This is a genomic window from Corynebacterium sp. NML 150383 (genome assembly GCF_002285085.1).
Classification (GTDB): domain Bacteria; phylum Actinomycetota; class Actinomycetes; order Mycobacteriales; family Mycobacteriaceae; genus Corynebacterium; species Corynebacterium gottingense.
In genome coordinates, this window is sequence record NZ_NSGK01000002.1 from 96,977 (window position 1) to 122,037 (window position 25,061).

At 67.2% G+C, this 25,061-nt stretch carries 23 protein-coding genes; 20 read left to right on the forward strand and 3 right to left on the reverse strand.

From position 1 onward, the window contains the following. Positions 1–19 precede the first annotated feature (19 nt). From hemB to galE, 15 genes are read left to right on the forward strand one after another with little or no spacing between them, the layout of a single operon-like run. Complete coding sequence (gene hemB / locus CKJ85_RS02470; protein ID WP_198947134.1) at positions 20–1,018, forward strand: porphobilinogen synthase; 999 nt, start codon at positions 20–22, stop codon at positions 1,016–1,018. Positions 1,019–1,023: 5 nt separating this feature from the next. Then, positions 1,024–1,638, forward strand: a complete 615-nt coding sequence (locus tag CKJ85_RS02475; protein WP_143340126.1) for a hypothetical protein — start codon at positions 1,024–1,026, stop codon at positions 1,636–1,638. Positions 1,639–1,649: 11 nt separating this feature from the next. After that, positions 1,650–2,144 (forward strand): hypothetical protein, encoded by a 495-nt coding sequence (locus CKJ85_RS02480; RefSeq protein ID WP_095537618.1) that lies wholly within the window; start codon positions 1,650–1,652, stop codon positions 2,142–2,144. 15 nt (positions 2,145–2,159) lie between these two features. Continuing rightward, on the forward strand, positions 2,160–4,727 hold the full coding sequence (locus CKJ85_RS02485) for a cation-translocating P-type ATPase (protein WP_095553323.1): 2,568 nt from the start codon (positions 2,160–2,162) through the stop codon (positions 4,725–4,727). Between the two features lie 25 nt (positions 4,728–4,752). Beyond that, positions 4,753–5,814: a uroporphyrinogen decarboxylase gene (gene hemE / locus CKJ85_RS02490; RefSeq protein WP_095547047.1), complete on the forward strand. Its 1,062-nt coding sequence runs from the start codon at positions 4,753–4,755 to the stop codon at positions 5,812–5,814. Then, positions 5,815–7,200 carry a protoporphyrinogen oxidase gene (locus CKJ85_RS02495; RefSeq protein ID WP_095553324.1) on the forward strand — a complete coding sequence of 462 codons (1,386 nt, stop codon included), beginning with the start codon at positions 5,815–5,817 and terminating at the stop codon, positions 7,198–7,200. A gap of 10 nt (positions 7,201–7,210) precedes the next feature. Further along, complete coding sequence (locus tag CKJ85_RS11960; protein WP_158221600.1) at positions 7,211–8,728, forward strand: hypothetical protein; 1,518 nt, start codon at positions 7,211–7,213, stop codon at positions 8,726–8,728. A 19-nt stretch (positions 8,729–8,747) separates the two neighbouring features. Next, entirely contained in the window at positions 8,748–9,476 is a 729-nt protein-coding gene (locus CKJ85_RS02505; protein WP_095535235.1) for a DedA family protein, read from the forward strand. Between the two features lie 32 nt (positions 9,477–9,508). Beyond that, positions 9,509–10,837 carry a glutamate-1-semialdehyde 2,1-aminomutase gene (hemL, locus tag CKJ85_RS02510; RefSeq protein WP_095553325.1) on the forward strand — a complete coding sequence of 443 codons (1,329 nt, stop codon included), beginning with the start codon at positions 9,509–9,511 and terminating at the stop codon, positions 10,835–10,837. Further along, positions 10,834–11,436: a histidine phosphatase family protein gene (locus CKJ85_RS02515; RefSeq protein WP_095553326.1), complete on the forward strand. Its 603-nt coding sequence runs from the start codon at positions 10,834–10,836 to the stop codon at positions 11,434–11,436. Before hemL ends, CKJ85_RS02515 begins: the two co-directional genes overlap by 4 nt. Positions 11,437–11,493: 57 nt before the next feature. Next, positions 11,494–12,084 carry a TlpA disulfide reductase family protein gene (locus CKJ85_RS02520; RefSeq protein ID WP_095553327.1) on the forward strand — a complete coding sequence of 197 codons (591 nt, stop codon included), beginning with the start codon at positions 11,494–11,496 and terminating at the stop codon, positions 12,082–12,084. 52 nt (positions 12,085–12,136) lie between these two features. Then, positions 12,137–12,865, forward strand: a complete 729-nt coding sequence (locus CKJ85_RS02525; protein WP_095275326.1) for a cytochrome c biogenesis CcdA family protein — start codon at positions 12,137–12,139, stop codon at positions 12,863–12,865. Position 12,866: 1 nt separating this feature from the next. Further along, complete coding sequence (locus CKJ85_RS02530; RefSeq protein ID WP_095553328.1) at positions 12,867–14,522, forward strand: cytochrome c biogenesis protein ResB; 1,656 nt, start codon at positions 12,867–12,869, stop codon at positions 14,520–14,522. A 29-nt stretch (positions 14,523–14,551) separates the two neighbouring features. After that, positions 14,552–15,571, forward strand: a complete 1,020-nt coding sequence (gene ccsB / locus CKJ85_RS02535; protein ID WP_095553329.1) for a c-type cytochrome biogenesis protein CcsB — start codon at positions 14,552–14,554, stop codon at positions 15,569–15,571. Positions 15,572–15,591: 20 nt separating this feature from the next. After that, entirely contained in the window at positions 15,592–16,581 is a 990-nt protein-coding gene (gene galE / locus CKJ85_RS02540; protein ID WP_095553330.1) for a UDP-glucose 4-epimerase GalE, read from the forward strand. A gap of 6 nt (positions 16,582–16,587) precedes the next feature. Here galE and CKJ85_RS02545 read toward each other — a convergent pair whose 3' ends face one another. Then, the gene (locus tag CKJ85_RS02545; protein ID WP_095535241.1) at positions 16,588–16,842 is read right to left on the reverse strand and encodes a hypothetical protein; all 255 of its coding nucleotides are present in this window, start codon (positions 16,840–16,842) and stop codon (positions 16,588–16,590) included. A gap of 39 nt (positions 16,843–16,881) precedes the next feature. On the opposite strand from CKJ85_RS02545, the gene CKJ85_RS02550 reads away from it, so the two are divergent. Then, complete coding sequence (locus tag CKJ85_RS02550; RefSeq protein ID WP_095535242.1) at positions 16,882–17,190, forward strand: DUF4229 domain-containing protein; 309 nt, start codon at positions 16,882–16,884, stop codon at positions 17,188–17,190. A 3-nt stretch (positions 17,191–17,193) separates the two neighbouring features. Here the strand turns inward: CKJ85_RS02550 and CKJ85_RS02555 are convergent, their stop codons facing one another. Beyond that, positions 17,194–18,108: an AEC family transporter gene (locus CKJ85_RS02555; RefSeq protein WP_095553331.1), complete on the reverse strand. Its 915-nt coding sequence runs from the start codon at positions 18,106–18,108 to the stop codon at positions 17,194–17,196. A gap of 67 nt (positions 18,109–18,175) precedes the next feature. On the opposite strand from CKJ85_RS02555, the gene CKJ85_RS02560 reads away from it, so the two are divergent. After that, positions 18,176–18,484: a hypothetical protein gene (locus CKJ85_RS02560; RefSeq protein WP_143340127.1), complete on the forward strand. Its 309-nt coding sequence runs from the start codon at positions 18,176–18,178 to the stop codon at positions 18,482–18,484. Between the two features lie 90 nt (positions 18,485–18,574). After that, positions 18,575–19,114 (forward strand): hypothetical protein, encoded by a 540-nt coding sequence (locus tag CKJ85_RS02565; RefSeq protein ID WP_143340128.1) that lies wholly within the window; start codon positions 18,575–18,577, stop codon positions 19,112–19,114. 562 nt (positions 19,115–19,676) lie between these two features. On the opposite strand, the gene CKJ85_RS02570 is transcribed toward CKJ85_RS02565, so the two are convergent. Continuing rightward, entirely contained in the window at positions 19,677–20,669 is a 993-nt protein-coding gene (locus CKJ85_RS02570) for a 1,4-dihydroxy-2-naphthoate polyprenyltransferase (RefSeq protein ID WP_095553473.1), read from the reverse strand. A 213-nt stretch (positions 20,670–20,882) separates the two neighbouring features. On the opposite strand from CKJ85_RS02570, the gene CKJ85_RS02575 reads away from it, so the two are divergent. After that, a complete protein-coding gene (locus tag CKJ85_RS02575) occupies positions 20,883–21,593 on the forward strand; it encodes a glycosyltransferase (protein ID WP_233126921.1) in 711 nt (236 codons plus the stop codon). A gap of 282 nt (positions 21,594–21,875) precedes the next feature. Next, positions 21,876–25,055 (forward strand): alkaline phosphatase, encoded by a 3,180-nt coding sequence (locus tag CKJ85_RS02580; RefSeq protein WP_095553334.1) that lies wholly within the window; start codon positions 21,876–21,878, stop codon positions 25,053–25,055. Positions 25,056–25,061: the final 6 nt, after the last annotated feature.

The following is a 25,061-nucleotide window of genomic DNA, read 5'->3' on the forward strand; positions in this document are numbered from 1 at the left end:
GGGGCCTATGATGGTGGCCATGTCTACCTACGATTTGCCCCGCCGTCCCCGCCGCCTCCGCCAAAACGCCGCGATGCGCGCGTTGACTGCGGAGACGCGCTTGCACCCAGCGGACTTCATTCTCCCGATGTTTGTGGCCGACGGCATCGAGGAAAAGCGCGAGATCACGTCCATGCCGGGCGTGTACCAGCACACCACGGACTCCCTCAAGGCACTGTGCCACGAGGCGCTCGAGGCCGGCGTGAAGTGCATTGACCTGTTCGGCGTGCCCCTGGACGAGGACAAGGACGCCACCGGCTCCGTCGCCTGGGACCCCGAGGGCGTGCTCAATCGTAACCTGCGCGCGCTGCGCGAGGAGTTTGGCAACGACCTGCTCATCATGGCGGATACCTGCCTGGACGAGTTCACCGACCACGGCCACTGCGGCGCCCTGAGCACGGACCGCTACGGCAACCAGTTCGTGGACAATGACGCCACGCTGCCGCTCTACGCCCAGATGGCTGTCTCCCAGGCGGAGGCGGGCGCGCACATCGTGAGCCCGTCCGGCATGATGGACGGCCAGATCGCCGTTATCCGCGAGGCCCTCGACCAGGCCGGCCACCAGGACGTGGCCATCATGGCGTACTCCGCCAAGTACGCGTCGAAGTTCTTCGGCCCGTTCCGCGACGCCGTCGGCTCCTCCCTCCAGGGCGACCGCCGCACCTACCAGCAGGACCCGGCCAACATCCGCGAGTCGCTGCTGGAGACGGAGCTGGACCTCGACGAGGGCGCGGACTTTGTCATGGTGAAGCCGGCCCTGCCGTACCTGGACGTGCTGAGCCAGGTCGCCGAGATTTCCCCGGTGCCGGTGGCCGCCTACCAGGTCTCCGGCGAGTACGCGATGATGGTCGCCGCCGGCCGCAACGGCTGGATCGACTTCGAGGCAACGATGATGGAGTCGCTAATGTCCATCAAGCGCGCCGGCGCGGACCAGATTCTGACCTACTACGCCATCGAGGCAGCAAAGGAACTGAAGTAGCGTTTATGGTTAGCCTTCCCCCGACGCCCCAGCGGGCACCGGAGCAGCGCCCGATGCCGGGCGGAGGAGCGTCGTCAAGCACTTCGATGCCCGAGGCCGTGCGCCTCATGGTCGCGTGCTGGGCGGTGATGATCGGCGGCGAGCTGATTCACCAGATCCTCACCGTGGTCATGACAGTGCTGGATCCCGCCCCGCTGCGCGAGAGCGCCAAGGAGGCGGCGAAGGGCCAGGATCTCAGCGACGCCATGCTCAACCTCGGCATCTACGGCTCGGTTGTGCTCATGGCGCTGATCCAGCTCCTCATCCTGGCCGGGTTTGCCGTCGCGCTGCGCATGGTGGCCAACCGGGGGAAGCGCGCGGCGGCGGCGCGGCGCCTCCTGCAGATCTTTGCCACCTTCTTCGCGCTGCGCATGGTCACGCTGTACATGATGTCGCCGGGGTCCACGGCGGTGCCGATCGCGCTGTACGGGGCGGACGGCGTCGTGCAAATCATCCTCGGCGTGGCGGGCGCGATGGGACTGTTCTACGCTTCGCAGAAGGACTCGGGGGACTGGGTAGAGCCGCCGGCGCACCAATCTCCGCAACAGCCACAGCACGACGATCCCGCGGGTAAACAGTAAAGGAGCAACCGATGGCCGGAATGTTTCCCACCTTCGTTGCAGACCCGAACGACCCCAACCGCCGCTACACCGGCAAGGTCGGCGAGGCCTGGCCCGGCCAGTTGCGCGCCGGGTACTACGCAGCGCTGGCCGGCGCCGTGCTGCTGCTGTTGTTCGGCATGCTCATGCTGGCCAGCGGCGCGCCGAAGGACGCGGACGCCGAGTTCGCGGACGCGTTTGCGCGCAACATGCGCATCGTCGCCTGGTGCAACATCGTCCTCGCCCTGGTGATCGCGGGGTGCGCCTCCTACTTTGCGCGCGGCTCCAAGACAGCGCGGCGCGTGTTTGCCATCGCCGCCGCCGTGGCGATCTTCCTCAACCTGGCCGGGTTCTTCCTCAACGTGGCGGGCTGGGGCGTGTTCGCGGTAGTGATCCTACTGGTCGCCGCGCTGTTCTTCGCGTTCCGCCCCGCCGCGAACGCGTTTGTGGACGAGCGCAGCGGCTCCCCCTGGCGGGGCGTGGACTAGCGCGAGGGATTCAGCATGTCAGAGCAGACTCAGCAACAGACGGCTGCGCTCGAGCAGACCATTGTGGCCGCCCGCGAGGCGGCGAAGGAATGCGGCGTGGACCTGGACTCGCCCCGGATCGGGGCGGATGGCAACCCGCAGTACCCGAACACCTCTTTCGCCTTCGAGCTCGACGGGCTCGAGGACGGACCACAGCTCAAAGACATCGAGGCGGCGCTGGAGGAGCTGGACGGCGTCGCCGCGCGCCTGGTGTACTCGACCAAGACGGCGTGGATCACCGCGCCGAGCACTACGCCGATCGCGGACCTCGAGGCCGTGTTCGCGCGCTTCGGCGTGAGCGCCCGGCTCACGGATTCCACGCTGCGCCGCAGGGTGCTCGGCCGGGCGGCGGCCGCGCGTCCGGTGCCGCGGCGGGGTGTGCGGGGGCTGAGCGGGAGGCGTCGAAAGTTGCGCCACGACGAGCTGGTCAGCCTGCGCCGCGCCCGCGCGCAGGGGTTCGTGGACTCGGCGTCGCGCGCCGCGCGCGCCCGGGAAAACGAGGACGTCCTGTTCACCGCCCGCGACCTGGTCACGCCGGTGCGGATGTGGTTAGCAATCGTGCTGACGCTCCCGGTGCTGCTCCTCACGTACGTCTCCGACCTGCAGTTTGACGGCTGGCAGTGGGCGTGCTTCGCGCTGACCACCCCGGTCGCACTGTGGTGTGCGTTCCCCTTCCACCGCGCGATGGCGGGCGGCGTGCGCCGCGGCATCTCGGCGCTGGACGGTGCAAGTTCCATCGCCATCCTCGCCGCCTACTTCTGGTCCGCCGCCGTGCTGCTGTTCACGCCGGCGGGGGAGCTCAACTGGCGCAACTACGGCAGCTGGGTCCCGCTCACCATGGTGGAGGAGCCCGGCCTGTTTTTCGAGGTCGCCTGCACCATCACCTCGCTCCTCCTCGTCGGCCGCTTCTTCAGCATGCGCGTGCGCCCGCACCTGCAGGAGGACCTCTCCGGCCGTGTCCCCGACGCGGAGTCGACCTACATGGTCCGCCGCCGCTCGCGCACGGGCAAGGTCATCGAGGAGCCGCTGCCCGCCGCCGAGATCAACCGAGGCGACGACATTGTCATCCTCCCGGGCGCGATCATCCCCGCCGATGGCGAGGTGGTCGGCGGTTGCGGAACGCTCGAGCAGGAGCTTATCGACGCCCACGAGTCCCCCACCCTCAAAGTGGGCAGCCACGTCTACGCGGGATCGGTGCTGCGCAAGGGGAAGGTGAAGATCCGCGTCTCCCGGGTCGGCCACGCGACCCGGCTGGCCTCGGTCAACCGCTGGCTGGAGCGCGCCTCGGAGCACCAGAACGCGACGACGATGGTGTCCACCCGCGCCGCGGGCATGCTCATCCCGGTGGCGTACGTGCTGGCGGTGCTGGACTTCGGCCTGTGGCTGCTGTTCACGGGGAACCTCAACGCGGCGTTTTCCACGGCGCTGGCGATCCTGGCGGTGGTCGCGCCGGTGGCGCTGGCGATCTCGACCGCGCTGGCCATCCGCCTGGGCATCGAGTCGGCGGCGCGCAACGGCATCCTGGTTCGCGACGGCTCCACCTTCCGCACCCTGGAGGCCACCGACGTGGCCGTGTTCAACCGGGTGGGCACCCTGGTGGAGCCGAAGATGAAGGTGGAGACGGTCACCGCGGAGATCGGCGAGGACCCGGTTTTGGTGCTGGGGATCGCGGGCGCGCTGTCGGTGGAGTCGGATCACCCGGCGTCGCGTGCGATTGTGAAGGCGGCGCGCGAGGCCCGCGACAAGCGCGACAAGGACGCGGGCGGGCCGACCTGGTTCGAGCTGGCCAACGAGGACACGACCCCGGACGGCTCGGTGCGCGGCCGCGTCACGCTGACCTACGAGGACCAGCGGACAGAAAACCTGGACGCCATCTTGTGGCGGCCCACGAACCTGTCGCAGCTGCAAGGCCGACTCTCCCTGGCCGCCACGGCCGGCGGCACCCCCGTCGTCGTGCGCTGGAAGGGCCGCGACCGCGGCGTCATCACCCTGTACGACCCACCGAAGGCGGACGCCACCAGCGCGATTGACCGGCTGGAATCCATCGGCGTGGAGACCATCATGCTCACGCGCGATACGTACCCGGTGGCGCGCCGCTTCGCCGACTTCCTCGGCATGTCCCGCGTGCTCGCGGGCATCACCGCCCCAGACAAGCCGCACGCGGTGCGCGCGCTGCACACCAAGGGCGCGACCGTCGCCATGGTGGGCGACCACAGTGCGGTGCGCACCCTGCGCGTCGCGGACGTGAGCATCCTGTACGCCGACGACGCCCTGCTGGGCGCGAACACGGGCAAGGTGGAGGAGAAGTGCAACGTGCTCCTCCTGCGTCGGGACGTCACGGCGGTGCCGCAGCTGGTGGAGCTTGCGCGCCGGGTGTGCCGCACCATCGACTCGAACATGGTGATCGCCTGGACCTATAACGCGGTCGCGATCCTGCTGGCCATCGCCGGTGTGCTGCCCCCGGTCGGGGCCACGCTGCTCATGCTGGGCAGCTCCCTGGTCATCGAGTTGCGCTCGGTGCGCGTGCGCCATTTCCCGGCCTGATTTCTACCGCGTAGGCTGGGAAACCATGACCAGACGCGACCTTTCCTCCGCTCCGCTCATCGAGGCCGCCAATGGCCGCACCCCGTCGCGCACCCCGGTGTGGTTCATGCGCCAGGCGGGCCGTTCACTGCCCGAGTACCGGAAGGTGCGCGAGGGTATCCCGATGCTGGACTCCTGCTTCATGCCGGAGCTGCTCGCGGAGATCACGCTCCAGCCGGTGCGCCGCCACGACGTGGACGCGGCCATCCTCTTTTCCGACATCGTTGTCCCGCTCAAGGCGGCGGGCGTGGGCGTGGAGATCGTCCCGGGCCGCGGCCCGGTGATGGACGCGCCGGTGCGCTCGCTGGCGGACGTGCAGCACCTGCCGATCCTGGACCACACGGTGGACGAGGTCGCCGAGGGCATCCGCATCATCCTGGACGAGCTCACCGATACCCAGGCGCTCATCGGCTTCGTCGGCGCACCGTTCACCCTGGCCAGCTACCTCATCGAGGGCGGACCGAGCAAGAACCACGAGACCACGAAGGCGATGATGCACGCCGAGCCGGAGACGTGGCACGCGCTCATGCGCCGCCTGGTGCCCACCATCATCACGTTCCTGCGCACCCAGGTCGAGGCGGGGATCGACGCCATGCAGCTGTTCGACTCGTGGGCCGGCTTCCTCACGGAGCGCGACTACCGCGAGTTCGTCCTGCCGTACTCCACGGAAATCCTGGAATCAGTCGCGGGGGAGATCCCGCGCATCCACTTCGGCGTCTCCACCGGCGAGCTCCTCGGCGCGATGAGCGAGGCCGGCAGCGAGGTCATGGGCGTGGATTGGCGCGTCCCACTCGACCGCGCCGCCACGCGCTTCGCCTCCCCCCGCGTCCTGCAGGGCAATTTGGACCCGGCGATGCTGTTCGCCGGCGAGGAGGTCGTCGCCCGCGAGGTCGCCCGCATCAAGGGTGAGGCGGAGCAGGCGCTTATCGACGGCCACGCCACCGGCCACATCTTCAACCTCGGCCACGGCGTCCTGCCCACCACGGACCCGGACGCCATCACCAACGCCGTACGGCTTATTCACGACACTCACAGCACGGAGGCTTAAATGCACATCGCCATCATCGGCGCCGGACTCGCCGGCCTGACCTGCGCCTACGAACTGCGCGGCAGCGGGCACGAGGTGGACGTCTACGAGGCCACCGACCGCATCGGCGGCAAGCTCTACACCGTCGCGTTCGAGGGCGGCCCCACCGACATGGGCGCCGAGGCGTTCCTGTCACGCCGGGTCGACGCGGTCGAGTTCTTCACCGAGCTGGGGGTGGGGGACTCGCTCGTCGCGCCGTCCGGCCTCGGTTCGCTGGTGTACGTGGACGGCGAGGCGCGCCCGCTGCCGCGGGGCGGTGTGATGGGGATCCCGGCGGCGTCGGCAAGCGTTGCCCACCTTGTGAGCGAGGAGACCGCCGCGCGCATCGACGCCGAAGGCGACGCCCCCGGCTTCGACTGGGAGATCGGCGGCGACGTGAGCGTGGGCGCGCTGGTGCGCGAGCGCTATGGCGACGAGGTGGTGGACCACATCGTGACGTCGCTGCTCGGCGGGGTGTACTCGTGCAGCGCCGACGACCTGGGTGTGCGCGCGACCATCCCGCAGCTGGCCGAGGAGCTGGACCGCCTGGCGGAGCGGGGGCCGGTGCACCTGTCGGAGGCCGTGCGCAACCTGGAGCAGGTGCGCAAGGAGCTGCCGACCGGCCAGGGCCCCGTGTTCAGCGCGTTCCGCGAGGGCTACCAGGAGGCGTACGAGGCGCTGGCGGAGCAGTCCGGCGCGAAGATCTACATCGACGCATTCATCTCCGCGATCACGCGCGAGGGCGAGGGCTACCGCCTCAAGGGCGGGGAGGACGCGGTGTACGACCGCGTGGTGCTCGCCGTGCCCGCGCCGACGGCCGCGATGCTGCTGAAGCAGGTGGAGCCGGAGGTGGCGGCCACGCTCGCGCCGATCAAGCTGGCCAACTCGGCGGTGGTGGGCATGCGCTTTGCTACCGACGACGGCCTGCCCCAAAATTCGGGCGTCCTGGTTGCCGCGGGCGCGGAGGATGTGCACGCGAAGGCGTTCACGCTCTCCTCGCGCAAATGGCCGCACCTGGCCGAGCGCGGCGGGGCGCTCGTGCGCGCCAGCTTCGGCCGCTTCGGCGACGACGTGGCGATCCGCGCCTCCGAGGACGACCTGGTGGACTGGGCGCTCGATGACCTGCAGACTGTCACCGGCTTCGACGGCCGCGAGGCCGGCCTGGAGGAGATCTTTGTCCAGCGCTGGTTCGGCGGGCTGCCGCGCTTTGATGAGCACCACCTCGCCACCGTGGACAAGGCGCTGGCGCAGCTGCGCGAGTCCGGCTCCGGCATTGCCGTCACCGGCGCGTGGGTCGGCGGCGTGGGCGTGCCCGCCGTGATCGCGAACGCGCGCGAAACTGCGCGGGGTCTGGGGAAAGACTGCTAACCTGCTGGGTATGCAGAAAACTCTTGGACTTGTGCTGGCCGCGAGCTGTTCGGCGGCGTTGGTTGTTGCGCCTCCGGCGGTGGCTGAGGACGCGGCGTCGGTGTCGCAGGAGCGCTGTGTCGCGCTGCGCACCGCTGTACACGACGCGACCGACGCGCTGCGCTCCGCCGAGGCGCGCGACCGCGAGGCGCAGCAGGCGCTGGACGCGGCGCAGCGCGATGTCGACGCTGCGGAGCAGGAGCGCACGGCGAGCGCGAACCTGGTCAAGGATGCGCAGCGTGCGCTCGACAGCGCGACCCAGGACCGCGACGCCGCGCAGACCGCGGTGCCGGAAGGCGTGACGGTCGACTCGGCCGGGGCGGCACTCACGCAGGCAAAGGCGCGCGCCGAGGAGGCACGCGCTGCGCTGGAGGCAAGCAAGGCCGAGGCGCGGGCACAGTTCGACCGGGGCTCGCTCGGATTCTTCGAAGCGATGGGGGCCAACGACGCCGTCGCGGAGCTGCACACCGACTACCGCTTTGACAAGGTCGATGAGGTGACCGGGCAGACCGGGTACCGGATCGCGGACGATACGAACATCGGCGCCAAAGGTGACGCGACGCACCTGGATAACATGAAGGCGGCGATCGAATGGTTGCCGGAGGCGAACGAGCTGCGCCAACGCGAGGGCCGGGATGCCTTGCCCGTGTCGGATTTCTTGATGGCGCAGGCGCAGGTGAACATCAACTGGTCGCAGCAGCTGCCGCGCGGCCACTCTCACAACGGGTGGGATAACTTGTCGTGGAACGCGGAGAACCCGTTCGACGGGTGGTTCCACGAGGAGCGCCCTAAGTACTTCGAGGCCGTGGAGCAGGGGCGCGACCCCTTCGCCGCGGGCGCCGGCCACTACATGGCCTTGGTGAACCCACAGATGCGCGCGACCGGTTTCGCGGTGAACACGGAGGAGTTCCTCTACCACGGCTTTACGTGGCGCGTCGCGCACGCACAGACGTTCGCTCACCTCACAGTGGAGGGGCCGACGTATTCGGTAGAGGAGTACACCGAGCGCTTCAACACCTACTACGACGAGCTCGTCCGCGCCGTGAACAAGGGCGATGCGCAGAAGCAGGAGGCACTCGAGCAGCGCGAGGCTGCCGTGGCCCAAGCGGAGGACACGCTTACGGCGGCGCGGGCGCTGCGTGCCGCCGAACAGGCCGTGGCGAAGCGCGCGCAGGAACTCGAGGCAGCGAAGCAGGAGCAGTCGGCGCGCCAGGCCGCGGCCGACGAGGCCCTGGCGGCTGCGAAGCGCTCGCTGGGCGAGGCGACGCAGGCCGCCGAGGCCGCACAGGTGGCCGTCAAGGAGGCCCGCGCGAACGCCGCGGAGGCCACGGCCGAGTACGAGCCCATGAAGGGGGAGTGCGCGCCGGCGGCCGGTGAGCAGAAGGATGGCTCGTCGACGGGCGGCATCATCGCCGCCGTGGTGCTCGGCCTGCTGGCAGTCGTGGGAATTGCGGTGGCGTCGAACCCTGCGCTGCTGAATATGTTGTAACTCGGTAGACTTCACGTCTATGTCGAGTGAGGACGCGGACGGCGAGGGCAAAGTCCAACAGCACACCCCGGAATCGGAACCGGAGTGGTGGGATCAGCCAGGCATGCCCTGGAACGAAAAGCCCACCAAGGCGGACTACTGGTGCCTGGGCTGGTTCGGCTTCATCGGTATTTTCGGCCTCGCGCTCATTCCGTTCCGCGCCTGGCTGCTGGGCCTGGACCCGCCGATCATGCTGGCGTTGACGGGCTCGAGGATTGGCGCGGCGTCGACAGGCGCCCTGGCCTCGGTGGGTGAGGCGCAGCACTGGCTGCTGTACCTGCTCATCGGCTCGATCGTGGCGATCAAGTTCGACTGGGTGTACTGGTGGGCCGGCAAGCTGTGGGGGCGCGGCATCCTGGACGTGCAGGCGCAGAATTCCAAGCGCGCGGCGAAGAACATCGCGCGCGTGGAGCGGTGGGGGATGAAGCTGGGCTGGCTGGGCATTTTCCTGGCGTACGTGCCCATCCCGCTGCCGATCGCGTTCGTGGTTTTCGTGCTTATGGGCATGACTGAGATGCCGCTGTGGAAGTTCATGCTCCTGGACTTCGTGTCCAAGACGCTCTGGTCGCTGGGCTACGTCGCGCTCGGCTGGTGGATCGGCGAGCCCGTGGTGTACGTGCTGGAGCAGTACGCGCGCGTGGCCAATTGGATCGCGATTGGCCTGCTCGTGGTCATCTTCGTCGGGGCGATGCGCCGGAAGGGTAAGTAGGCGTTCGCCCCCATCGCCTAGGATGGGCAACTATGACAACTTCGGCCAAGTACCCAACGTCCGCACACACGTCCCGCTCCGCCGAGCTGTGGCAGCGCGCGCAGCAGGCCACGCCCGGCGGCGTGAACTCGCCGGTGCGCGCCTTCGGCTCGGTCGGCGGCCAGACGCGCTTCATCGAGAGCGCGCACGGGAGCACGCTTATCGACGTCGACGGGAACGCCTACGTCGACCTCATCAATTCCTGGGGCCCGATGATCCACGGCAACGCACACCCGGAGATCCTCGAGGCAGTGCAGAAGGCGATGCGTGACGGCCTGAGCTTCGGCGCGCCCACCGAGGCGGAGGTGCAGATCGCGGAGATGATCGTGGGCCGTACCTCGGTGGAGGAGGTGCGCATGGTCAACTCCGGCACCGAGGCGACGATGTCCGCGGTCCGCTTGGCGCGCGGCTACACCGGCCGCCCCAAGATCATCAAGTTTGACGGCTGCTACCACGGCCACGTCGACTCGCTCCTCGCCGCAGCAGGCTCCGGGCTGGCCACGTTCTCCCTGCCGGACTCGCCGGGTGTGACGGGCGCGCAGGCGGCGGACACCATCGTGGTGCCCTACAACGACATCGAGGCCGTGAAGGCCGCGTTCGCGGAAAACGAGGGCGAGATCGCCGCCGTGATCGCCGAGGCAGCCTCCGGCAACATGGGCACGGTCGCGCCGCAGGACAACTTCAACGCCAAGCTCAAGGAGGTCGCGCACGCCAACGGCGCGCTGCTGATCCTGGACGAGGTGATGACGGGCTTCCGCACCTCGTATGCGGGCTGGTACGGCGTGGACCACGTGGCGGGAGACCTGACCACTTTTGGCAAGGTCATCTCCGGCGGCCTCCCGGCCGCGGCCTTCGGCGGACGCAAGGAGATTATGGAGCGTCTCGCGCCGACTGGGCCGGTGTACCAGGCGGGTACCCTTTCGGGCAATCCGGTCGCGATGGCGGCGGGTATGGCGTCGTTAAGCTTGGCCTCGGAGGACATCTACCCGGTGCTGGAGCGCAACGCCAGCACCCTGGCCAAGCTGGTGTCCGACGCGCTGAAGCGCGAGGGCGTGGCGCACAACGTGCAGCGCGCCGCGACGATGCTGTCGTTCCGCTTCGCCGAGGGCGAGGGCCACAACTTTGCTGACATGAAGGCGGCGGACACCTTCCGCTACGCGCCGTTCTTCCACGCGCTGCTGGACAACGGCGTGTTCGCCCCGCCGAGCCCGTTCGAGACCTGGTTCGTCTCCACCGCACTCACCGACGAGGACTTCGGCCGGATCGAGGAGGCCCTGGTGCCCGCGGCGAAGGCCGCGGCGCAGGCGGTGGCGCCCGAGTGACGCGCACGACGGTGTACCTCGTGCGGCACGGCGAGGTCTACAACCCGAAGAAGGTGCTCTACGGGCGCATGCCCGGCTACCACCTGAGCTCCCGCGGCCGGTCGATGGCGGCGGTGACCTCGCAGTTCTTCGAGGGCCGCGACGTGACGTACCTGGCGGCGAGCCCGCTCGAGCGCGCGCAGGAAACGGCGGAGCCGATCGCGGAGGTGACCGGCTGCGAGGTGCACACCCGCACCGACATCATCGAGGCCGGCAACACCTTTGAGGGGCTGCGCACCAAGGGCTGGCGCAGCCAGCTGCTCAACCCGATCCGGTGGCGGCATATGACGAACCCGTTGGAGCCGAGCTGGGGCGAGTCTTACGAGGCGATCCGCGCGCGGATGTGCGACGCCGTGGACAGCGCCCGCGCCGAGGCGGAGGGCCACGAGGCGGTGCTGGTGAGCCACCAGCTACCCATCGTCATGGTGCAGCGCTACGTGCAGGGCAAACGCCTCGCGCACGCGAGCCGCGAGTGCGACCTGGCCAGCGTGACGTCACTTGTGTTTGATGGCGACGTTGTTGTTGACTGGTGCTACGACACTCCGGCCGAACGCATCTAGCCCGCTCTGCTGGGCCAGCGTGCCGGAGTTTTTGAACAGATGAATTGAGAGGTGCCAATGTCCCGACGGACCGCGCTGAGCGCGATTGCAGCGCCGATGGCCGCGTTGCTCCTGCTCACCGGCTGCGCCAGCCCTGGTGAGGGAGACAACTTTGCGTTCCATTCCCCGGGCGGGCAGACCGAGATCTTCTACGAGGAATCCGAGCGCAAGCCGGTGGAGCACTTCAGCGGCGAATCGCTCACCGAGCCGGGCACCACGGTGGACCTGCACGACTTTGACGGCAAGATCGTCGTCCTCAACGCCTGGGGCCAGTGGTGCGCGCCCTGCCGTGCGGAGGTGGATGACTTGCAGGAGGTGCAGGAGCACCTGAACGCGGACGGCACCGGCACGGTCCTGGGCATCAACGTGCGCGACCCGCAGCCGGAAATCGCCCGCGACTTCGTCGCCGACAACGGCGTGACCTACCCGTCGATTTACGACCCGCCGTTCAAGACCGCTTCCTTCCTCGGCGGCGTGCCCAGCTCCGTGATCCCCACGACGATCGTGCTGGATAAGCAGCACCGCCCGGCCGCGGTGTTCCTGCGCGAGGTGACCGCCCAGGACGTGCTCGAGGTGACCGACAAGCTGGCGCAGGAGGGGCAGAGCTAGCGTGGGCGAAGCGTTCTCAGAGGTCGTGGCCACCGGGCCGCTCCTGCTCGGCATGTTGGCCGCCGCGCTGGCTGGCCTGGTGTCCTTCGCGTCCCCCTGTGTGGTCCCGCTCGTGCCCGGCTACATGTCGTACCTGACCAGCGTGGTCGGCGGCGAGATGACCGTGGACCAGGACGGCGTGCGCGTGAAGTCGCGCCGCTGGGCCGTCGCCGGTGCCGCCGGCCTGTTCGTGGCCGGCTTCACCGTGGTGTTCCTGCTGGCCACCGTCTCCGTGTTCGGCGCGATCAGCCTGATCACCCTCAACGCCGAGGTGCTCATGCGCGTCGGCGGCGTGATCACCATCGCGATGGGCGTGGTGTTCCTGGGCGCGGTGCCTGCGCTGCAGCAGGACCGGCGCTTGCAGCCGCGGCGCTGGGCCAACGTGCTCGGCGCCCCGCTGCTCGGCGGCGTGTTCGCGCTGGGGTGGACGCCCTGCCTCGGGCCGACGCTGGCGGCGATCATGTCGGTCTCCGTCGGCACCGAAGGGATGACCGCGGCGCGCGGCGTCCTGCTGGTAGTGGCGTACTGCCTGGGCCTCGGCCTGCCGTTTGTGGTGGTGGCGCTGGGGTCCGCGCAGGCGGTGCGCAGCGTCGAGTTCCTGCGCCGCCACTCCCACACCATCAAGGTGATCGGCGGCGTGCTGATGATCCTCGTCGGCGTGCTCCTTGTCACCGGCGCGTGGAACGTGTTCGTCGGCTGGATCCGACAGTGGACCTTGCAATATGGAGCGACGGTGATCTGAGATGCAACTCGTATCGGCGGCAACGACCTGGCTGCGCAAGACGTGGCACTGGCTGACCAGCATGCGCACCGCGCTCGTCCTGCTCTTCCTCCTCTCGCTCGCCTCCATTCCGGGTGCCCTGCTCCCGCAGCGCAACGTGAGCGAGTCGCTCGTGCAGGACTACCTGGACGCCAACCCGACGATGGGTCCGATTTATGACAGGTTGCAGCTTTTCGACGTCTTCAGCTCCTCCTGGTTCGTCGCCATCGTCACCCTGCTGATGATCTCCCTGGTCGGTTGCATCATCCCGCGTTCCATGGACCACTGGCGCGCCTACCGCGCCACCCCGACGCGCGCGCCGCGCTACCTCTCGCGCATGCCCATGCACGCGCAAGCCACGGTGGACGCCGGCCAGGACGAGGTGGAGGCGAAGGTCCGCCGCCTGCTCAAGCGCTGGCACGTGGCCGCCTACTCGCCGGAGGAGGACCGCGCCGGGACGTTTTCCCTGGCCGCCGAGCGCGGCTACACCCGCGAGCTGATGAACCTGCTCTTCCACGTGGGCATCGTCGGCATGATCGTCGCCTTCGCCGCCGGCCGCATGGTCTTCTACGAGGGCCAGGTCATCGTGGTGACCAACTCCGAGTCCCAGTACGCCGTGCCGGTGGAGCAGTCCACCGAGTTCTGCAACACGTCCCCCGCCAACTTTGACGTGTTCCGCGCGGGGCCGCTTTTCGACGGCACCGGGCTCACCCCCTTCTGCATCGATGCACACAACTTCCGCGCTGAATACTTAAACAGCGGCCAGGCGAACGGCTTCTGGTCCGACGTGTCCTACACCGACGACCTGACCGCGCCGAAGGACAGCTGGCAGGAGACCACCCTGGCGGTCAACCACCCGCTGCGCATCCACGGCGACCGCGTCTACCTGCAAGGCCACGGGTTCGCCCCGCAGGTCACGGTGACGTGGCCCAACGGCGAGACTCGCACCCAGATGATGCAGTTCCGCCCCACTGACACGCAGACGTTCCTGTCCTCGGGCGTGATGCGCTTCGACCCGCCCGCCGGCATGTTCCCGGACCTGGCGGACCGCCGCCAGAACCAGATCGCCTTGGAGGGCAACTTCGCGCCGACGGCCCAGTGGGGCGGCCAGGACGGGGAGACGCTGCAGTCGTCGTTCCCGTCGATGGATGACCCGGCGCTGTCCATGGACATCTACCGCGGCGACGCTGGATTGGACTCGGGCCGCCCGCAGAACATCTTCGTGCTGGACCAGATGCTCATCGCGGAAGGCCAGCTGCAGAAGCTGGAGCGCGTCAACCTCACCCCGGGCGAGGAGATCACCGTGGACGGCGGGATCAAGGTGCGCTTCGACGGCGCGGCCGAGTACGCCAACTACCAGATCTCCCGCGACCCGACGCAGGTGTGGGCACTGGTGACCACAGTGATCATGCTCGCCGCGCTCGCCGGCTCGCTGACCATCAAGCGCCGCCGCGTCTGGGTCCGCCTCGCCCCGGTTGTCGGCGGCGGGACCGCGGTGGAGATCGCGGGCCTGGCGCGCACGGACCGCGCCGGGTGGGGCCCGGAGTTTTCCGAGCTCGTCGAGGAGATCCTGGGGGAGCACCCGGACGCAGACGGAGCCGACGACGAGGACGATGACGAGCTGGATGACCTTGGATAATGGCCCGCTGATGGAGTAGATTGAGCACCATGCTTGTCAACACCACCATGGCGGAGCTGTCCGATCTGACCTTCCGCACCGCGTTCATCATCTACATCGTGGCGCTGCTCATGGCGTGCGTGTACTACGGCCGCGTTCTTGCGGTCGTGGACGTGCGGCGCGAGCGCCGCGCGGCGCAGCAGGAGCGCGCCGCGGAGAAGGTAGCGGTTGGGGCTGGGGGGCCGGTGGTCGTCGAAAAGCAACTGCCCCCGGAACCCGAGCTTGACGGCGTCTACGAGAAGCGGGTGGCCGCCGCCCGCAAGTGGGCGGGCATGACGCAGGCCCTGGTGTGGGTCGGCGTGGCGCTGCACATCGTCGCGTTTGTCACGCGCGGCATCGCGGCGCGGCGCTTCCCGCTGGGCAACCTGTACGAGTACATCCTGTTCATGACCGCGGTGATCATGGTGGCCGCCGCGATCGTGATCGGGCGGAAGGGCTGGCACACGGTGTGGCCGTGGCTGCTGTTCCCCATGGTCATCGCGATGTTCCTCAACTCCACGGTGTTCCACATGCAAGCCGCCCCGGTGGTGCCGGCGCTGCAGTCCTACTGGATGCCGGTGCACGTTTCCACGGTGTCGATCGGCGCGTCGATTGGCATCGTCTCCGGTGTGTTCGCGATGCTGTACCTACTGCGCATGTGGCAGCCGAAGGGTGAGGAGCACGGCTTCATTGGCAAGATTGTGCACCCGCTGCCGTCGGCAAAGACGCTGGACCAGATCACCTACAAGACGGCGATCATTACGCTGCCGCTGTTCGGCATCGGCATCGTCTTCGGCGCGATCTGGGCCGAGGTGGCTTGGGGCCGCCCGTGGAACTGGGACGCGAAGGAAACCGTGTCCATGATCACCTGGATCCTGTACGCCGCTTACCTGCACGCGCGCGCGACCGCGGGCTGGAAGAACTCCAAGGCGGCCTGGATTAACGTGTTTGCCCTGGCGATGACGATCTTCAACATGACGTACGTGAACACGGTGATTGCGGGTCTGCACTCGTACGCGGGCCTGAACTAGCTGCGTTAGACTCACAGGTTATGAAGGTTCTTATCACTGGCGGGGCCGGCTTTATCGGCTCTACGATCGCTTCCTGCTGCGCCGACAACGGAATTACCCCGGTGATTCTGGACGATTACTCTACCGGCCTGCGCGCCTTCGCCGAGCGTTTCGACCACTACGAGGGCGACATCGCCGACGTGGCGCTGCTGCACCGCATCCTGGACGAGCACCCGGACATCGAGGCGGTCGTCCACTGCGCCGCGAAGATCGTCGTGCCGGAGTCCGTCTCGCGCCCGCTGTACTACTACGAGAACAACGTGGGCAAGGCCACGACCTGCGTGCGCACCCTGTCCGAGCGTGGTGTGAAGCGCGTCCTGCTCAGCTCCACCGCCGCCATGTACGTCCCCGGTGAGGACCTGATGGTCACCGAGCAGAGCACGGCAGACCCGTCGAGCCCCTACGCCGCCTCGAAGTGGATGCTGGAGCGAGTGCTTGCCGACGCCGCCTCGGCCGGCCTCATCCGCGCCATCTCACTGCGCTACTTCAACCCCATCGGGGCGGACCCGCAGCTGCGCACCGGCCTACAGAACCCGGCCCCGTCCCACGCGCTGGGCAAGATGATCTCCGCCTACCAGGCCGACGAGCCGTTCACCGTCACCGGCGTGGACTGGCCCACCCGCGACGGCTCGGGCCTGCGCGACTACGTCCACGTGTGGGACCTGGCCCGCGCGCACGTCGCCGCGCTGAAGGCCGAGGCGTCAGCGCTGGCGGACTACGAGGTGATCAACCTGGGCACCGGCCAGGGCACCACCGTCTTCGAGCTGGCCGACGCCGTCGGCGAGGCCACCGGCAAGCCCCTCGAGGTGCGCACCGCCCCGCCGCGCGATGGCGATGTGGTCGGCTGCGCCACCCGCACCGAGAAGGCCGAGCAGTTGCTCGGCTGGCGCGCGGAGTACACCGTGGCGGACGGCGTGCGCCACTCGCTCGCCTGGGCGGAGAAGCTGCCCGAGGTGCTGGCGCAACGCTAGGCGCTGCTAGCTGCCCTCCCCGTCGCGGCGCTTGCGGCGCTCTTCCTCTTCGCGTCGCTTGCGCTCCGCCTCCTCGCGGGCGCGCCGCTCCTTGAAGCGGTTCTTCTCAATGTTCCAGAGGAACTCCTCATCATCGTCTGGCCCCTTGATCTGCGGCCGCTCCGGCGCCTGCTCGACCTGCTTGTTCGAGCCGGGCCCGAAGGCGCGCCACATCAGGTACACGGCGAGGACGATGAGTACGAGGAGTAGTAGCCTTCCCATGACTTCCAACATACTTGGTGGCCGTCTAGGGTTAGGCATATGCAACAACAACCGCCGGAAGTTGATCCCGCCGCCCGCTCGCGCGCCAATAAGGCCGCCGCGATCTACGGGCTGTGCAGGCTCGTGCTGTTCATCGCACTCACCGTGGTGATCCAGGGCGCGGCCATGCTCATCGGCGCCCCAGTGCCGCTGATCATCTCCGCGCTCCTCGCCCTGATCGTGGCGTTCCCGCTGTCCATGCTGGTGTTCAAGCGCCAGCGGATTGAGGCCACCGAGGCCGTTGCGCACTGGCGCGAGCAGCGCAAGCTGCGCAAGGAGTGGATCTCCAGCGAGCTGAGCGAGCGCTAGCGCCTACCCGAACAGGGCGGCGATGGCGAGCATGGCAGGCAGCGAGAGGAACGTGGTGAGGAAGACGGTGTCGCGCGAGACCGTCTGGCCGACCTGGTAGGTGGCGGCGTAGTTGTACACGTTTTGCGCGGTGGGCAGCGCCGCGAGGATGAGCGCCGCGTAGAGCTCGGTGCCGTCGAGGCCCAGGGCGTATCCGACGCCGAGGGCGATGGCGGGCATGCCGACGAGCTTGAGGAGGGTGGCGGTGAGCGTCGGTAAGCGATCATGCGTGAGCACGGCATCCCCCTTCAACGAGGCGCCGAAGCTCATGAGGATGAGCGGGATGGACGCGCCGCCGAGGATCTCCAGCGGCGCGAGCACGGGCTCGGGGACTTCCCAGCCGGAAGCGGAGACGGCGAAACCCGCGAAGGCGGCGAGCACGACCGGCGCCGTTATGCCCGCGACGATGGAGCCGCCGATCGAGCGCAGGTTCGCCCCGCCAGCGTTGAGGCCGGCGATGATGACGGGGGAGAGCACCGCCATTTGCAGCACGAGCGCGGGCACGACGTAGGTGGCGTCGCCGATCACGTAGGTGGCGATGGGCAGCCCGATATTGACCGAGTTGTAGTAGCTCGACGCGGCCGCGCCCGCCATCGTCTCGGCGAAGCTGCGGCGGAACAGCAGGGCGCTGAGCAGCCAGTACAGGAGCATGGTGGTTACCGACGCCGCCGCGATCACCCCCACCACCGGCGACAGGAACGCGGACGTGTCCGAGGTGGACACGCTGGAGAAGATGAGCGCCGGGGTGCACGCCCAGAACGCGATGCGGTTGAGCTGGAGGCGCGCCTCGCCCTGCCTGATCACGCCTCTGTGCGCCAGCAGGAACCCCACCGCGATGACGGTGAAGATGATGGCGAAACCAGTCAGGACGTCGAGCATCAGCGGTTCCCTCCTTCTGTAATCTTGATCCAGGTAGTGGCACCAAGTATGACACCTGGGAGGAATCGTGATGGGACTGCGGTGGCGGATGTTGGTTGGCTACGTGGTGGCGTCGACAGGCTTGCTCCTCGTCTCGTCGATCTTCGGGCCGATGGGCTGGGCCGTTCCGCTCTTGGTGCTCAACCCGCTGCTCGTCGCGGTGCTGGCGTGGCGCGACACGGCCCGCCGCGGCGCGACCTGGTGGTGGTTCGCCGTCCCCGTTTTGGCGGGAGCCTTGCAGGTGCTCGTCCTCATGAACGCATCCGCGCTCCCGTTCGTCGCGCTCCTGCTGGTCGGCGCGGGCATCGGCACCCTGGGCGGCCGCGCGCGGAATTGACGGACTTTCCCAGGCGGGCGGCCAGCGCTACGTAATAGTTGCCGCCTACGTTGGTTCGGGCAATTGCAGCCTATCGACGAAAGGCCCAACGTGAGCAGGACCGCATCCGTCACCGCAGTGGTGTGCGCTTCCGCAGTGGCGCTGACTGCCTGCGGCAACTACGTCAACGTGGACGTCATCGGCGCCGCCGGGTTTTCCCACGACGAGGAGGGCCACATCATCGCGCACGTGAACACCTGCGGCGAGGAGATGAGCGAGCTCGAGGTCGCCTCCGACCGCATCGGTCTCGCCGAAGACGAGGAAAACCGGGTGCTGGCCAAGTTCACCGCCGCCGAACCACAGACCGGCCACGTGCAGGTGCCGCTTGATGGACCGAGCTCTGGCACGTGGGCCGCGGACGCACCGCTCGACGCCTCCTACCCCGAGGATCGCACCCTCTTGCTCAACCCGGCGCCGGACGACAGGGGCGGGCAGGGGCCCTTCAGCAAGGAGACATCCTTCACTCCCGCCAGCGCCGCCAAGCAGCAGATCCTGGAACAGCCCGCCGGCACCATTGTGTCCGTGAACCCCTACGACGGCTCGACAGACACGTGGAGCCCCGCGGATTTCGACGCCGCGTGCGGGGAGTAGCTGCCGTCTACTCTGCGGCCGCAGAGTAGAAATCGTTTCGCTCGCTGTCACAGGAGTACTGTTTTGCCTCAGTGCAAACGAAATAGACACATCCCTTACGGTCGAACAATAGTGTGGGTATAGCTGATGGCAATGAACTACTTTACTGCTCACTAGCTCCGCCCTGCGAAGATCTGGGAACGCAACGGGCATATCCACTACCGTTTTGCTGACGGTTCCCGCTACACCGCCTACAACCGCGCCCACCCCGTCCGCGAACCGGCCCCGCTCACTCATCGAACCGGCAGCACTGATTCGTGCGCATGCGAATGCTCGGAGCACTGCACAGACTGCGCTTCCCGCGTTGATGATGACCCGTGTACTGAGTGCCCCATTTACAACCATCTGCGGGCGAACCGTTCGTTCGTGAACGCCGGATCCACACCCGATTCAGCGCCACCAGGGTGCAGCAAGCAATAGCGCAGACATGAAAAACCGCCCCGGTCTCCCTGTACAGCAAGGAGTTTCGGGGCAGGTCGAGACATGGAACTGGCAAATGCAGCGCAGCTCACTCAGCAGGCGACTACTGCACTGCCGTGTACGGTACCGTTTCACCTCCACCCCAAATGGGGAATCCGAGGGCAGTAAACGCAACGGCGGTGAGCACGGACCAGATCAGCATGGCCCGACCATTGATACCCAGCACAGGGATAAGGTCTTTGCCCTTTGCCTGGTCGCGCTGCACTTTCAGAATGGAGGAAACGGCAAACGGCAAAGCAGCGAAACCGAGGAGCGCGAGCGAGTTACCAAGCAGCAGGGAGACGACAAATGGCGTCAACGTCAGCACAGTAAACAGGCGACGGGCCCTCACCTCGCCGATGCGCACAGCAAGGGTGTGTTTGCCGGCCGCGGCGTCGGTGTCAATATCGCGGATGTTGTTTGCCAGGTTCACGGACGCGGAAATCGCGCCCACGCCGATGGCCACCAACCACCCCTCGGCAGTCAGCCATCCTGACTGTGTGTACTGCGTACCTAGCACAGCGACCAGCCCGAAGAAGATGAACACGGCCAGCTCGCCGAATCCGTAGTAGCCGTACGGCTTCGTCCCGCCGGTGTAAAACCACGCTGCCGCGATGCAAGCCGCACCGACCAGGATGAGCCACCACGCACTCGTGACCGCCAGGATCACGCCAAGAACGGCAGCGACGAAGAAGGACGCGAATGCTGCGAGCTTTACATCCTGCGGCCGCGCCAGCCCGGACGCGGTGATGCGGCTAGGGCCTGTCCGTTCGTCGTCAGTGCCGCGCACACCGTCGGAGTAGTCGTTGGCGAAATTCACGCCGATAATCAGTGCCCACGCAACGCCGAGTGCGAGCAGCGCCTTGCCGAGGTGCATGCCACCAATGTGTGCAGCCAGGCCGGTGCCGGCGATCACTGGGGCGAACGCGTTCGGCCACGTGTGCGGTCGCGCCGCCTGCCACCAGTCGTGGAACGTTGCCGAACTGCCAGTGTCGGCCCGTTCTGTAGTGTTCGCTGTCTGCTGGTTGTCAGTTCCATTACCGCTCGTGTCAGTCATGTCTCCCATCATGCCCCGATTTGGTCAAGTCGGCTAAAGTTTTGGCTCATGTGGATTGACTACGCGCTTCGGCAAGCACTCGGTGGGGCTGGTGCACTTTTGCGCGCGCCTCAGCTGCGGGTGGTGGCGCGGAAATCTCCGGCTAGGTTCCCACAGGAGGGCGACACCGTTATTTCGCTGACCTCCCATGGGCCCCGGCTAAAGTCGGCGGTGGTGGCGATTTCCTCGCTGCTCGTCGGCACGACACGCCTGCCGGTGTATCTGTGGCTGGATAAGGAGGACTACGAGGGTGAGTGGCCGAAAGGTCTGCACACCCTTGTGGAGCGCGGCCTGCAGGTGTGCTGTTCGGACGGCCACTATGGTCCGCACACCAAGTATTACGGCACGTTTCAAAGGTTTGCCGGTACTGGCACCCGCGTCATCACCGTTGATGACGACATGATGTACCCCAAGTGGTTCGCCAAAAAGCTCCTCAACGCCTCGGACGCCGATCCGAACAACGTGGTGGCGTACCGCGCTCACGAGATCGTGCTCCAGGACGGCAAGTTGGCGCCGTACAAGCAGTGGAAGTCTGTGCAGGATACGGATCCGGACCCGCGCCACTTCGCCACCGGCGTCTCCGGTGTTGCGTACCCGCCGGCGATGGTCGATGCAGTTGCCGCGCAGGGCAAGGCGTTCCAGGACTGCGCCCCACACGCCGACGACATCTGGCTGAACCGTTGCGCACTTCGCACGGGCCACTTCGTGCGCCAGGTCTTCCCGCACCCGCGCGAGTTCTCGATGGTGCCGGCGTCGCAAGGCGTGGCGCTCGTGCGCGGCAATCTCCGCGGGGGCAATGATGCCCAGCTGCGCGCCACCTATGCGCAAGAAGAGCTGGGCATGCTTATCGACGCCGCGCTGTCCCTCAACGAACCAGCACGGTAATCCCCGGCGTATCGGAAGCGGTGCGCAACCGTAACTACCTGCAGATCTGATTGAAGCTGAAACCCGGGTGTGAGCAGGGGTGTTTGACATGCGCCGCAGGAAGCATCAATCTAAACGTGTGTTTTAAGCTTCCCTAAAGTGCTCGGGTAGCGCCCTTAACTGCATTTTTGTAGTCACCTAAAGTTCATTTGGGTTTTCCGAATTGGAAATTTGCTGGATTTATGATGTGTGGCGGTTGAACAACCATCCACTTTTTTGGCTTTTCATGTGAAGGAACCCCACATGCGTATTCCGTTTAGAACACTGACCGCCGTGGTCAGCGCTTCCGCGCTGGCCCTGGCGAGTCTCCCCACAGCCTCTGCCGCACCGGCGGAGCAGAACTTTAACGGCAAAGAGTCCTGTGTGACCCTTGACGCCGAAGGCAACTTGGTGAACGTCCCACAGCCGGGGGATTGCACCCAGTTTGGCAAGGGCGGGCAGGGCAACACCGACTCCCAGGCCCGCAACGTGATCTTCATCCTGGGCGATGGAATGGGCCACCAGGAGATCACCGCAGCGCGTAACTACCTCAAGGGCGCGAACGGTCGCTTCGAGGGCCTGGACGAGCTGACGGCCTCAGGTGCTTACACCACCTTCGCCGTCTCCCAGGAGGGCAAGCGCCAGTACGTGACCGACTCGGCGGCTTCTGCCACCGGCTGGTCCACCGGCACGAAGACCTACAACGGTGCGCTCTCTGTCGACGTGGCGGGCACACCGCACGAGAACCTGATCGAGATGGCGAAGAACGCCGGCATGCGCACCGGCAACGTCTCCACCGCCGAGATCCAGGACGCCACCCCGGGCGCGCTGCACTCGCACATTTCTCAGCGCGGCTACTACGCGCCGTCGGGCGACAAGAAGGTCGTGCAGGGCAAGGAGGCGCGTGAGAACGGCGGCCTGGGCTCGATCTCCGAGCAGATCATCGACACCCGCGCGGACCTCACCCTTGGTGGCGGCCGCAAGTACTTCGACACCGAGGTGCAGGCGGGCGGCGAGAACCGTAACCCATTCCTCACCGAGAAGCACGACGGCGGCGCGGAGTGGGAAGCCGGCAAGACTGTGCGCGAGAACGCAGAGGCCAAGGGCTACACCATCGTCGATGACGAGGCTGGCCTCGACGCGGTCACCGTGGCTAACCAGGACGCGCCGGTCCTCGGCCTGTTCAACGACGGCAACATGACCCGCCGCTACGAGCAGACCGTCCCGGGCAACGCCACCGACAAGGAGCCGGAGACCTGCACCCCGCAGGACACCGGCAACGAGCCGACCGCGGCGGAGATGACGAAGAAGGCAATCGAGCTTCTCGACGACCCCTCGTCCGACAAGGGCTTCTTCCTCCAGGTGGAGTCCGCCTCTATCGACAAGGCGGACCACGCCGCTGACGCCTGCGGCATGATCGGTGAGACCGAGCAGATCGACGAGGTCATCAAGGAAGCCCTCGACTTTGCTAAGAAGGACAAGGACACCCTCATCGTGGTCACGGCTGACCACGCACACACCGCAGAGATCGTGCCGGACGGCCGTCCGTCGGTATCCGCAGTGACCCGTCTGAAGTCGCAGAAGGACGGCGGCGCGGTGATGTCCGTCGGCTTCGGCACCCAGCCGTGGTCCATCAATGAAAGTGGCGAGCTGGAAACCAAGTCGATGATGCACACCGGCACCCAGGTGCGCATCGCTGGCTTCGGCCCGGGCTCCGAGAACGTCAACGGTCAGCTCGACCAGACTGACGCTTTCTACGTCATGGCGAACGCGCTCGGCCTCAACGGCGGCACCGAGGGCGGTCAGGATCCGTGGGAGATCAACAAGGGCAACAAGGTCATGTCGCTGGCTACCCGCTCCAAGGCGAAGCCGGGCGACCAACTGTGCTACCTCGTCTCTGAAGGTGCCGCTCCGAAGGTCGGCGACTGCGCCCAGTTCGGCACCGCCGGCCAGGGCATTGATAACGCGAAGGCGAAGAACGTCGTGCTGCTGATTGGCGACGGCACGGGCGACTCCGAAATCACCGCTGCCCGCAACTACCTGAAGGGCTCCGCGGGCCGCTTCGACGGCCTGGACAACCTGGACTACACCGGCTACCTGACCACCTTCTCCCTGGACAAGGAGACCGGCCTGCCGAACTACGTCCCGGATTCCGCCGCGACCGGCACCGCCTGGAACTCTGGCGTGAAGGCCTACAACGGCGCGATTGGCGTCGATAGCAAGGGCAAGCCGGTTGCCACCCTCGGCGAGCTGGCCAAGGCGAAGGGCATGAAGATCGGTAACGTCTCCACTGCGGAGATCCAGGACGCCACCCCGGCGGCCTTTGCCGCACACGCGCTTGACCGCTCCTACTACGCGCCTTCCGGCGATAAGAAGGCGGCGCAGGGCGAGCAGCTACGCGAGAACGGCGGCCTCGGCTCCATCTCGGAGCAGATCGTCGACCTGCGCGCCGACGTCACCCTCGGCGGCGGCATGAAGTACTTCAACACCGAGGTCGTTCAGGGCGGTCAGTGGGGCGAGAACGGCAATACCTGGACCGCAGGCAAGACGGTGCTGGAGAACGCGAAGGACAACGGCTACCAGGTCGCGACCAATCTTTCCGAGCTCAACGCCGTTGACAAGGCGGACGCAGAAAAGCCGGTGCTGGGCCTGTTCTCCGAGGGCAACATGCCGCGTACGCTGAACCAGTCCATCCCCACCATCGACGGCGGCGACATGGATCCGGCGACGTGTGTAGCTAACCCGGAGTTCACCGCGGAGACCCCGCGTCTGGCGGACATGACCACCAAGGCGCTTGAGCTGCTGCAAAACGACAAGGGCTTCCTTCTCCAGGTGGAGTCCGCCTCCCCGGATAAGGCCGACCACGACGCAGACGCCTGCGGCCTGATCGGCGAGGTCGGCCAGCTCGACGAGGCCGTCCAGGCCGTGCAGCAGTGGGCGGACAAGACCGGTGAGGAAACCCTCATCGTCGCTACTGCGGACCACGCGCACACCGCGCAGATCACCTACGAGGACAGCAACACCGCTGGCCGCGTGACCCAGCTGACCACGGTCGAAGGCTCCACCATGGCGGTCAACTTCGCCACCTCTAAGACCAACGAGGACGAGGACGCCCTCGGCGGCCAGCAGCACACCGGTGCCCAGCTGCGCGTCGCAGCTTCCGGCCCGGGTGCGGCCAACCTGACCGGCCAGATCGACCAGACTGACCTCTTCTTCGCCAGCCTTAACGCGCTCGGCATCGACCCGATCAACCACGACCTCACCTTCGAGAACAAGATGAAGCAGGTCGACGAGCAGCCGGGTACCACCACTGGCTCCTCTGCAGAGTCTCCGTGGCTGATCGCCGTGCTGACCATCGCGGGCCTGGCGGGCCTGCTGTCCCTGATCGCCCTGCTGCTGCCGCAGCAGGTAGATAAGGCGCTCGGCCCGATCGCCAAGCTCTAAGCGCTA

Bases quoted from the DNA above. Each gene is read 5' to 3' on its own strand.
- hemB (WP_198947134.1), top strand. From the start codon at position 20: ATGTCTACCTACGATTTGCCCCGCCGTCCCCGCCGCCTCCGCCAAAAC.
- CKJ85_RS02475 (WP_143340126.1), top strand. From the start codon at position 1,024: ATGGTTAGCCTTCCCCCGACGCCCCAGCGGGCACCGGAGCAGCGCCCG.
- CKJ85_RS02480 (WP_095537618.1), top strand. From the start codon at position 1,650: ATGGCCGGAATGTTTCCCACCTTCGTTGCAGACCCGAACGACCCCAAC.
- CKJ85_RS02485 (WP_095553323.1), top strand. From the start codon at position 2,160: ATGTCAGAGCAGACTCAGCAACAGACGGCTGCGCTCGAGCAGACCATT.
- hemE (WP_095547047.1), top strand. From the start codon at position 4,753: ATGACCAGACGCGACCTTTCCTCCGCTCCGCTCATCGAGGCCGCCAAT.
- CKJ85_RS02495 (WP_095553324.1), top strand. From the start codon at position 5,815: ATGCACATCGCCATCATCGGCGCCGGACTCGCCGGCCTGACCTGCGCC.
- CKJ85_RS11960 (WP_158221600.1), top strand. From the start codon at position 7,211: ATGCAGAAAACTCTTGGACTTGTGCTGGCCGCGAGCTGTTCGGCGGCG.
- CKJ85_RS02505 (WP_095535235.1), top strand. From the start codon at position 8,748: ATGTCGAGTGAGGACGCGGACGGCGAGGGCAAAGTCCAACAGCACACC.
- hemL (WP_095553325.1), top strand. From the start codon at position 9,509: ATGACAACTTCGGCCAAGTACCCAACGTCCGCACACACGTCCCGCTCC.
- CKJ85_RS02520 (WP_095553327.1), top strand. From the start codon at position 11,494: ATGTCCCGACGGACCGCGCTGAGCGCGATTGCAGCGCCGATGGCCGCG.
- CKJ85_RS02525 (WP_095275326.1), top strand. From the start codon at position 12,137: ATGTTGGCCGCCGCGCTGGCTGGCCTGGTGTCCTTCGCGTCCCCCTGT.
- CKJ85_RS02530 (WP_095553328.1), top strand. From the start codon at position 12,867: ATGCAACTCGTATCGGCGGCAACGACCTGGCTGCGCAAGACGTGGCAC.
- ccsB (WP_095553329.1), top strand. From the start codon at position 14,552: ATGCTTGTCAACACCACCATGGCGGAGCTGTCCGATCTGACCTTCCGC.
- galE (WP_095553330.1), top strand. From the start codon at position 15,592: ATGAAGGTTCTTATCACTGGCGGGGCCGGCTTTATCGGCTCTACGATC.
- CKJ85_RS02545 (WP_095535241.1), bottom strand. From the start codon at position 16,842: ATGGGAAGGCTACTACTCCTCGTACTCATCGTCCTCGCCGTGTACCTG.
- CKJ85_RS02550 (WP_095535242.1), top strand. From the start codon at position 16,882: ATGCAACAACAACCGCCGGAAGTTGATCCCGCCGCCCGCTCGCGCGCC.
- CKJ85_RS02555 (WP_095553331.1), bottom strand. From the start codon at position 18,108: ATGCTCGACGTCCTGACTGGTTTCGCCATCATCTTCACCGTCATCGCG.
- CKJ85_RS02570 (WP_095553473.1), bottom strand. From the start codon at position 20,669: ATGACTGACACGAGCGGTAATGGAACTGACAACCAGCAGACAGCGAAC.
- CKJ85_RS02580 (WP_095553334.1), top strand. From the start codon at position 21,876: ATGCGTATTCCGTTTAGAACACTGACCGCCGTGGTCAGCGCTTCCGCG.